Below are 9,198 nucleotides of genomic sequence, written 5' to 3'. Positions count from 1 at the left end.
TCCCGACAAGTCGGGATAAGAATTCGGACCCACGTTGCAGTGGCAAACCCGTCCCGGCCACCCACATTGTCCATGTTCTCCCGAACATGGCTACAGGACAAGATTCCTCCCCGTAGTCCCGACAAGTCGGGATAAGAATTCGGACCCACGTTGCAGTGGCAAACCCGCCCCGGCCACCCAACATTGTCCATGTTCTCCCGAACATGGCTACAGGACAAGATTCCTCCCCGTAGCCGGATTCGGACTGCTTCACCTTCCAAAATCATGGAACATTAGACTGACCCTTTTTACATTTCTTCAGGCAAGAAGGAGGGGAAGGAGTGAGGAGCTAGAAGCAAGGAGCCAGTCTGAGTTCGCGCAACTGGCTGAAGGTAGCGGGAGCTTCCAGCTCGCGATAAAATTACCCCCTCCAGAGCGCAGCAAACCCACATTGTCCATGTTCTCTCGAACATGGCTACAGCACAAAATCCCTCCCCGTAGTCCCGACAAGTCGGGATAAGAATTCGGACCCACGTTCGAGGGCGAAAACAAGCTAACGCTCCGAATCTCCCGCTACCTTCAGCCTGCTTTTCCCAACTTCTGTGCGGCAATTGCACGATAGGCCAGGCGGGTGATCCATGATTTTGGCAATAGCTGCGCAATGCTCGCAATCAGACGATTCATCCCCCCGGTAATCACAAGGGGCCGATCTTTCCGGATCGCTCGAATCATGATAGCAACCACTTTTTCCACCGTCATGCCGCGCCCGCCATCCGGTTTTTCCCTCAGTCCTGCGTTGTGAAAAAACGCAGTGGATGTGGGACCCGGACAGACCGTAATCACCTTCACCTTGCTGCCCTGACACTCGCGCCACAGGCCAAGGCTCCAGTGCGCCAAAAACGCCTTGCTTGCACCGTACGTGATAAAAAAGGGAGTGGGCTGATATGCTGCGGTCGAGGCGACATTCACAACCGTTCCCCCAAATTTTTTGAGCATCGGCAGCAGCTCCGCCGTCAATACTACCGGAGCCTTTACATTGACTTCAATCATGGCAGCATCGCGCTCGACATCCACCGCATCAAACAACCCGAATGACCCAAATCCACTGTTGTTGAGCAGCAGGATTTCGCCGTTGCGGTGGTGGGTTTCCAGGTATGCAAGCAATTGCTTTCGAGCTTCCGCAAAGGACGCCGGATCCGCAAAATCCGCCTCAATGTGGGTGAATTGTTTAAAATTTGTGAATCCGGATGGAATCGACCGGGATAGATTGCATACCCGTTCAATTCCGGTAAGGTTACCATACTGCCGGATGAACTCTTTTCCGATTCCAGAAGACCCTCCCGTTACCACCAGTGTAGTGGTCAAATCCTCACCTTTTTTCCGTTCTCGCATGCCCTATGCTTATCCCTCTACAAGGGCTGTGTTGGCGAGACTTTTTTCCTAACCAAAAACCAAAGGAGATATATGAATAAACATGAACTCATCATCTCAGGTAACCACCTGGAGCTGACCTCGCGCATGAAGGAAATGGTAGAAAGCAAGACCGCAAAACTGTTCCACCATGAAGTGCGCATTCAGCGAATCCGTGTGGAACTCGGGGTCGATGACATCACTCCGAATCAAAAAGAATACTGGGCAAAAGGACATATTGAAATCAACCGTAAACCCCTCATTGTGAAAGAGAAAGATGGGGAACTCTACCGTGCGCTTGACCAGATGGTGATCAAGCTCGACCGCATGCTGCGACGCCGATCGCGATTGCGGGTTGCCAAACGCAAACTCAAACAGGAAATCGACATCCCAGCCGAGATTCCGAAGGCCCAGACGGCGGCCTGATGCGGGCAATTTTAGAATTTAACCCAAATGCACCGGTTTCGACCGGTGCATTTTTTTTTGCATTGAGAATTGCCGGCGTCCACCCATGCTAACAGGCATGAGTAAGCGCATCCTCGTCCTGAACGGCCCCAATCTTGGACGGCTCGGCCTGAGAGAACCGGAAATCTACGGCAGCACCACACTGGCTCAGCTCGAACAGGAGCTCGTGGAGGCGGGTTCGCGCCTCGGCGTCAGTGTTGTATGCTTTCAATCCAACCACGAAGGCGTTCTGATTGATCGCATTGAATCTGCAGTCAAGGAAGGCTTCCAGGGCTGCATCCTCAACGCTGCCGGACTCACCCACACGAGCATCGCGCTCATGGATGCCATCAAGGCCAGCCAGATCCCAACCGTGGAAGTGCACATTTCGCAGATTTATCAGCGCGAATCGTTCCGCCATCACACGCTCACCGGGAAGGCCTGCGTTGCTGTCATCACAGGCATGGGTCTGCAGGGTTATCACTACGCGCTGGACTTCCTCAGCCGCTGAATCCCCCACCAACCGCACGGTCACCCCTTAAATACGCTATGGCCATGGATTCCACCAGCCTGAAACTTGCTTATGAAGCCGCCCGAAAAGTGCGGGAAAATGCCCACGCTCCCTACTCCGAATTCAAGGTCGGAGCCGCCATCAAACTGCGCAATCAGCCGGAGCTGGTCACCGGCTGCAACGTCGAAAATGCCAGCTATGGGCTGACCATCTGTGCCGAGCGCAATGCCTTCTTTCACGCCATTGCCCGCTACCGGGAAATCGACCCCGAATTCATTGTCATCGTCACCGATTCCGATCCGCCCTCACCGCCCTGTGGACTCTGCCTACAGGCGATGGCAGAGTTCTGCCAGCCCAGTTTCAAGCTCTACCTGGCCAATTTGGGTGGTATTCAGCAACAAATGGAATTGCGGGATCTGCTGCCCAAGCCTTTTCACCTCAAATTCTGGAGCGTGAAAACCTGAAAGCGCAGGCTACATGCCTGTTGTCGAATCGCGATACCCCACCGCTGCGCAGTCAGTCCACCGTGTGAACGATCAAAGGGTTTTCCCCAGCCTCACACGGGTAGATGCTTCAGCCACGCATGTTGGTCAAGATACCACTGCGCTGTGCGATGAAACCCTTCTTTCACGTCCATGGTCGGCACCCAGCCCAGTTCCTGCTTTGCCTTGTCAATGTTCGCAAAGGTAACCGTCATGTCCGCCTTGTGAAAGGGTCGCCGGTCCAGTGTCGCAGTGGTCTGAAAAAACGACTCCAGCCAACGAATTGTTGTATTGATCGTCACCGGATTGTTGCCCCCGCCCAGATTGAAGATCGAATAGCCCACAGGCTTCAGCGCAGCGAGTGTTCCCCGTGCAATGTCGTCGATGTAGGTGAAGTCCCTGGCCTGCTCCCCATCCCCATACAACAGGATGGGTGTGCCTTCGTGAATCCATTTGACGAAGCGATAGGGTGCCATATCCGGACGTCCCGCCGGACCATACACGGTGAAATACCGCACCACCGACACATCCACACCATACAGGTGATGGTAGGTGTAGGCCATTGCTTCCGCCGCTTTTTTGGTCGCTGCGTAGGGAGAGATGGGGGTGTTGACTGGCAGTGTCTCGAGAAACGGCATGGGTTGGCCCGCATACAGTGACGAGGTGGACGCCAACACCAGCTTGGGAATGGACTTCAAGCGCATCAGTTCCAGCAGTTTCAGCGTACCGTCCGCGTTGGTTGCCATGTACACATGCGGATTTTCGAGGGAGTACCGAACCCCCGCCCTCGCAGCGAGGTTAATCACCGCATCAATCGGTTTCTCCCCCACAATCGACAGCAGGGCTTGCAGATCATCCACCTCAGCGGTGTGATAACATAGCTTGCCCGTCTCAAATTGAAGTTCGAGCGGTTCCACAATCGGCGCTTCAGAACGGTAGCCCTGCAGCATCTCCAGGGTACCTTGGTCGGCCCCCGCTCGCACAGCAAGACAGTGCAGTCGGTACAGTTTCAAACGCACATCATAGTAGTCGTTCAGGTTGTCCAACCCGATGACTTCGTGCCCCTTCTCCAGCAGCATCTCGGCTGTTTTCGAGCCAATAAATCCCGCGATTCCTGTTAGCAAAACTCTCATGTTGTCATTGCCGGCATTCTTCCGCCCCATCAGGGACACACATGCCCGAGTAACCCAGTACAGCGATTCCCATTTCGATTCACAACCCAAAATTCCAGTTTTCCCCGCATGGGCACCCTGCTCCACCCTTGACTTTCAGATGAGGAAGTTCAGATTCAGCCTTTCGATATGAAAAAACTGCTCAATCTCATTCTCGAAGGGGAAAAACTCAGCACCGAGCAAATGGCCGCAGTCCTGCAAACCAGCGAACAGGCCATTGAGTCGGAACTCGACGACCTTCGCAAAGCCGGTATCCTGCTCGGGTGGCGTCCGATCATCAATCCCGAGAAACTCGATGGAGAGCAGGTACGAGCCGTGATTGAGATCAAGATTCGCCCCGAGCGCGATGGCGGCTTTGACCGCATGGCACTGCGCATTTCACGCTTCGATGAGGTCGAGAGCTGCTACCTCATGTCGGGAGGTTACGACCTGCTGGCCATTGTCACGGGGTCAAGCCTGCACCAGGTTGCCAATTTCATTTCCCAAAAGCTGGCACCCATGGATGGAGTACTGTCCACCGGTACGCATTTCCTGCTGCGCGCCTACAAGGAACAGGGATTTGAACTGGTCAAAACTGACATTTCTCCCGACAAGCCAGCTGTCAGTGCCTGAGCACGCGCCAAACTCTCTCGCTGAATTCCAGAGAGGTGTATCCATCCTGCCCATTTGTTCCCGATCCCAGATGCCATGAATTTCGATTCATCCCGATTTGTCGCCCGCCATGTCAGTAGCCTGCCCAAGTCAGGCATTCGCGATTTTTTTGCGCTGGTCTCCCAGCGCCCCGAGGCAATTTCGCTCGCCATTGGAGAACCCGACTTCGTCACCCCCTGGCACATTCGCGAAGCCGCGTGGTATGCGCTTGAGCGCGGTCGCACCAGTTACACCGACAATCTGGGGCTGCTGCAGCTTCGAAAGGAGATCTCAAAGTATGTAGAGGGATTTTTCGGGGTCAGCTACGATCCCGCTGGCGAAGTACTGGTAACCGTCGGAGTCTCCGAAGCCCTTGACCTCGCCCTGCGCGCACTCATGAATCCGGGCGAAAAGGTGCTCTACCATCAGCCGTGTTACGTCTCCTACAGCCCGAGCATCCAACTCGTGCACGCCGAGGCAGTGGGCGTCGCCACCACCGCTTCCAATGCGTTCACGCTCGACCCAAAGGACCTGCGGGCTGCCTGGACACCGGAGTGCAAGGTGCTGGTCCTCAATTTTCCAACCAACCCCACCGGCGGCACCGCCAGCGCAGAGGTTCTCGAACAGATTGCCGCATTTGCGATCGAGAAGGATCTGCTCGTGATCAGCGACGAAATTTATTCCGAACTCACATTTGACGGCAGTCACACCAGCATTACCACTCTGCCCGGTATGCAGGAGCGCACCCTGCTGCTACACGGCTTCTCCAAGGCATTCGCCATGACCGGCTTTCGCATCGGCTACGCCTGCGGACCCCGACCGCTCATCGACGCCATGATGAAGGTGCACCAGTACAGCATGCTTTGTGCGCCCATCCTGAGTCAGGAGGCTGCCATCGAAGCCCTTCGTCACGGCGCACCCAGTGTTACCAAGATGAAGGAGCAATACCATCGTCGACGGGATTTTCTGGTCGACCGGCTCAATGCTATCGGATTGCCCTGTCACAGCCCCGGCGGCAGCTTTTATGTCTTCCCCGATATTCGCCCCACCGGGAAAAACTCCAAGGCTTTTGCAACCGAACTGCTCGAACAGGAAAACGTGGCACTGGTTCCGGGAACCGCATTCGGTCCAGACGGGGAAGGTTTTGTGCGCGCAGCTTTTTCCACGAGTTACGAAAACCTCATGATTGCCTGTGACCGCATTGATCAATTCGTCAACAGCTGATTCCCTGAGCTGAGGCAAAAACAAGGAATGCAGAAGCACTGACAGTTTGCTTGCAATCTCCGGGGCATTCGATACGCTGTCTTAAAGCCAACAGTTTATCCCGATGAACCTCTACCCCTCTGTCATCTGCCTGCGCGCGCTCGGCGTGTCGCTCCTTGCAAGCCTTAGCCTGGCTGGCCCGCTGATTGCAAATCGGCCCGCTCCCACGGCAACCTATGCCGAGGTCAGTCCTCACTACGAACGAACGATGCTGCCTTCCGGCCGCTATGAGGTCGAAACCTACGCCTTTGGCAAGGGCATGCTGCTCGATGCCTCCGAAAACGACGCCTCTCTCAACCGTCTGTCGTTCCGGGAAATGGGACAGATTCTCAGCACTGCCCTCGCAGAGGCCGACTACCAGCCAACCCCAAGTCCGGAAGAAACCGACCTCTTGATTCTTGTGAGCTGGGGCAAGACGATTCCGCAAAGCCTTGGCATTGAGGGCCTGGCACTCGACAACATGAGTTCAACCCTGAGCATGATCAGTTCTCTCATTGCAAAGCGCGAAAACTCCAATTCCTGGCAGAAAAACTTCTCGCGTAGCAGTTCCGGAAACCTTTCACCCGACAAATCCGAACTCACCAGTGCCGAAACGTCGATGATTACCATGGCGGAGCTGGAAATGCAACAGGGTCTCATGCTGCAGAAGATGGAGCGTGATGCTCGGACCGAAGCCAATGCCTACAACGCGCGCCTGCTTGGCTATACTCCAGAACTCTACTACACCAACAACATTCTCGGCGTCGATGGCCCCCTGCGCACCTACCGCAATGATCTCATCGACGAACTCGAATCCCCTCGCTATTTTGTCATTCTCCAGGCCTACGATTTCCAGAAACTCTGGAAACACAAAGAACGCGATCTGCTTTGGACCACGCGTTTCAGCATCCGGGCCAAGGGTCGCAGCTTTGATGAGGAACTCCTGAACATGGCCCTCGCCAGCAGCCGCCTGTTCGGAGAAGAGAGCAAACGTCTCAACCGCCACCTCACACGCGAGCGGGTCGAAATCGGCGAACTCGAATTCCTCGGCTCCGAACCGTAACTCGCCCCACCCCTCACATCTCCTCAAGCTCCCCATCCTCGTAGCCGGATTCGGAAGTATTCGGACCCACGTTGGAGTGGCAAACCCGTCCCGTCCACCCGCATTGTCCATGTTCTCCCGAACATGGCTACAGGACAAGATCCCTCCGTACCTGAATTCGGCAGAATTCGGACCCCATCCTCAACACCTCACATCCGTAGTCCCGACAAGTCGGGATGAGAATTCGGATCCACGTTGCAGTGGCAAACACGTCCCGGCCACCCGCATTGTCCATGTTCTCCCGAACATGGCTACAGGACAAGATCCCCCCCGTAGTCCCGACAAGTCGGGATAAGAATTCGGACCCACGTTGCAGTGCGAAAACAATTGTGTTGGGCCTGCATGATGGTCACTGTTTTCATAGCGCATGAACTCACCAGATTCAAAAAATTGAGCGGACAACAGGACTAACCCAATGCAAGGTCCGAGGAAGACGTCGACTGAGGTGTCACGTCGTTTCCCCTGGAGTTTCACGTCCGGCTTCATTTCAGGGGCAAGGCCCCGTCCCATCCCAGCCTGGGCCATCGGCCTAGGTAACCGATCCAAAAATCAATCCTGAGCGCCAACGGTGCGCTCCATGCGCGCATTGGATTTTTCCGTCCACACTCCTACCGGAGAAAAGACTTGAATTCCTGATCTCCCAAGACAGCCTCTTCTCAAGCTGCATTCATTTCACTAAATGGTGCAAAAACAAACCTCCACCTCAGCATGAATTCCATTACCAGGTTCATCGAATACACTCAGAAATTTCAGAATCCAGTCAGCGCTTTTTCGAATCGCTTTCGCTCTCCTGGAATGCGCTGCAAAATCACCGACCGGAATACCAAGATACGGTTGGAGACACGATGTGGAGCCGTGAGAATGGCAAGTGAAGTGTGGCATGATAAAGACTATGATATTCCGAGATTTTCACTTTCCCCCAACGACGTCGTCATCGATATCGGAGCCAATCACGGAGCATTTTCGCTCTATGCAGCCACCAAGGGATGCCAGGTTTACGCGTTTGAACCGAGTGATGAAAATTTCGATCTCCTCCAAAGCAATGTTGAGACAAATCGCAAACAGCCACAAATACGCCTCTTCAAGAAAGCGGTAAGCGATTCGTCGGGAACCCTCAAATTTTATGAATCGGACACCATGGGTGGTGGAAAAAATTCAATCATTCACCGTCACGCGATCCATGTTCAGAAAACATCTGAAGTCGATTCGATCACGTTGCCGGATTTCATTCGCTCCAAAAACATCCAACACATACGGTTGATAAAAATGGACTGCGAAGGTGCCGAATTCGGTATATTAAAGAGCCTCACCCCAGAAACGCTCGCAATCATTGACGCGATGGTAATCGAGTTTCACTGGGGATGTTACGATATGCCTGAGTTTATAAAACTGCTTCATCAACTCGAAGGGTTCCAGATAGGTTTTGCGGAAGATAAATTTTGCAAGAGAGACATCGTCCGGGTTGTTTCTGAAAGAATCCAAGTGGCACTCAATTAGTGCCACTAGCCATCTTCGTCGTGTACCTTGGAGTGATTTGGAGTCCCCATTCTATCCAAGTTGATACCACATGAAATCCATTCAGCAACTCGGTCTCACACAAAAACGAGGAGCATGGTTCGTTATATCCATCCTCCCATTTCTGTCTGTCTTTGGATCAAACTTCGAATCGATTTGCATCAATGTGGAGCCTACTCTGGCGGAGGAATTCAGAGTCCTCGGTGTCACCCACGTTGTCGCGAGGAATGATCCCTTGATCGAACAGATCGTAGGAATTCTTGGCGAAATTGACCTGCTGATTCTGGAGAATCCATCACCCCATTCACCGGAAATTCAACAACCCACCCACGCGCCCTGGACGCTAGATGCTTCTCGTCGGGACAGGATTTCTGAAATATGCAGCATTCTCAACATTTCAGAGGATTTCCTACAAACACTTCCGATGCAACAGGTGACTGCGGAACTCATGGACCGGTTCTATCGAAAAACCGGAGACTTTATCCGATTGGAACCGTATTTGATTTCGATTGCGGAAACCTATGGCATTAAAATTTTACTCCTCAATTCGAACAAATCTGCCATCGATGAGAGGGGGTGTCCCATTTATTGTTGAAACTCGAGGTGGCTTGATGAGTTTGATGTTCGATTTATGGGTTTGGTGCAAGTTTCTTTCGGGGACGAGGGCTGCGAAGGCTCTGCTATCGAGAATGGGCTTAAAACTCGTCGGAG

9 protein-coding genes are annotated in these 9,198 nt (G+C 53.6%); 7 read left to right on the top strand and 2 right to left on the bottom strand.

Features of this window, described 5'->3' with window-relative positions; all coding sequences use genetic code 11:
- Window positions 1–558 precede the first annotated feature (558 nt).
- Window positions 559–1,371, bottom strand: a complete 813-nt coding sequence (locus ABQ298_08735) for an SDR family NAD(P)-dependent oxidoreductase (GenBank protein ID MEQ9824454.1) — start codon at window positions 1,369–1,371, stop codon at window positions 559–561.
- A 72-nt stretch (window positions 1,372–1,443) separates the two neighbouring features.
- Here ABQ298_08735 and raiA point away from each other — a divergent pair, with 72 nt between their 5' ends.
- From raiA to cdd, 3 genes are all read left to right on the top strand, one after another.
- On the top strand, window positions 1,444–1,815 hold the full coding sequence (gene raiA, locus ABQ298_08730) for a ribosome-associated translation inhibitor RaiA (GenBank protein MEQ9824453.1): 372 nt from the start codon (window positions 1,444–1,446) through the stop codon (window positions 1,813–1,815).
- 97 nt (window positions 1,816–1,912) lie between these two features.
- Window positions 1,913–2,344, top strand: coding sequence for a type II 3-dehydroquinate dehydratase (gene aroQ, locus ABQ298_08725; protein MEQ9824452.1), 432 nt, complete (start codon window positions 1,913–1,915; stop codon window positions 2,342–2,344).
- A 44-nt stretch (window positions 2,345–2,388) separates the two neighbouring features.
- Window positions 2,389–2,808, top strand: coding sequence for a cytidine deaminase (gene cdd / locus ABQ298_08720; GenBank protein MEQ9824451.1), 420 nt, complete (start codon window positions 2,389–2,391; stop codon window positions 2,806–2,808).
- Between the two features lie 92 nt (window positions 2,809–2,900).
- Here cdd and ABQ298_08715 read toward each other — a convergent pair whose 3' ends face one another.
- Window positions 2,901–3,959, bottom strand: coding sequence for an NAD-dependent epimerase/dehydratase family protein (locus tag ABQ298_08715; protein MEQ9824450.1), 1,059 nt, complete (start codon window positions 3,957–3,959; stop codon window positions 2,901–2,903).
- A gap of 168 nt (window positions 3,960–4,127) precedes the next feature.
- On the opposite strand from ABQ298_08715, the gene ABQ298_08710 reads away from it, so the two are divergent.
- The 4 genes from ABQ298_08710 (at window position 4,128) to ABQ298_08695 (ending at window position 8,469) form a co-directional block, all read left to right on the top strand.
- Window positions 4,128–4,610, top strand: coding sequence for an Lrp/AsnC family transcriptional regulator (locus ABQ298_08710; GenBank protein MEQ9824449.1), 483 nt, complete (start codon window positions 4,128–4,130; stop codon window positions 4,608–4,610).
- A 75-nt stretch (window positions 4,611–4,685) separates the two neighbouring features.
- Complete coding sequence (locus ABQ298_08705) at window positions 4,686–5,852, top strand: aminotransferase class I/II-fold pyridoxal phosphate-dependent enzyme (GenBank protein ID MEQ9824448.1); 1,167 nt, start codon at window positions 4,686–4,688, stop codon at window positions 5,850–5,852.
- 103 nt (window positions 5,853–5,955) lie between these two features.
- Window positions 5,956–6,933, top strand: a complete 978-nt coding sequence (locus tag ABQ298_08700; protein ID MEQ9824447.1) for a hypothetical protein — start codon at window positions 5,956–5,958, stop codon at window positions 6,931–6,933.
- A gap of 747 nt (window positions 6,934–7,680) precedes the next feature.
- Window positions 7,681–8,469, top strand: coding sequence for an FkbM family methyltransferase (locus ABQ298_08695; GenBank protein MEQ9824446.1), 789 nt, complete (start codon window positions 7,681–7,683; stop codon window positions 8,467–8,469).
- The last annotated feature ends 729 nt before the right edge of the window (window positions 8,470–9,198 follow it).

It is taken from the genome of Puniceicoccaceae bacterium (assembly GCA_040224245.1).
Taxonomy (GTDB): domain Bacteria; phylum Verrucomicrobiota; class Verrucomicrobiia; order Opitutales; family JAFGAQ01; genus JAKSBQ01.
Note: the sequence above shows the minus strand (reverse complement) of the source record. Positions and strands in the feature narration are given on the sequence as shown.

Coding starts and splice junctions, on each gene's coding strand:
- ABQ298_08735 (MEQ9824454.1), bottom strand. CDS start 1,371: ATGCGAGAACGGAAAAAAGGTGAGGATTTGACCACTACACTGGTGGTA.
- raiA (MEQ9824453.1), top strand. CDS start 1,444: ATGAATAAACATGAACTCATCATCTCAGGTAACCACCTGGAGCTGACC.
- aroQ (MEQ9824452.1), top strand. CDS start 1,913: ATGAGTAAGCGCATCCTCGTCCTGAACGGCCCCAATCTTGGACGGCTC.
- cdd (MEQ9824451.1), top strand. CDS start 2,389: ATGGATTCCACCAGCCTGAAACTTGCTTATGAAGCCGCCCGAAAAGTG.
- ABQ298_08715 (MEQ9824450.1), bottom strand. CDS start 3,959: ATGAGAGTTTTGCTAACAGGAATCGCGGGATTTATTGGCTCGAAAACA.
- ABQ298_08710 (MEQ9824449.1), top strand. CDS start 4,128: ATGAAAAAACTGCTCAATCTCATTCTCGAAGGGGAAAAACTCAGCACC.
- ABQ298_08705 (MEQ9824448.1), top strand. CDS start 4,686: ATGAATTTCGATTCATCCCGATTTGTCGCCCGCCATGTCAGTAGCCTG.
- ABQ298_08700 (MEQ9824447.1), top strand. CDS start 5,956: ATGAACCTCTACCCCTCTGTCATCTGCCTGCGCGCGCTCGGCGTGTCG.
- ABQ298_08695 (MEQ9824446.1), top strand. CDS start 7,681: ATGAATTCCATTACCAGGTTCATCGAATACACTCAGAAATTTCAGAAT.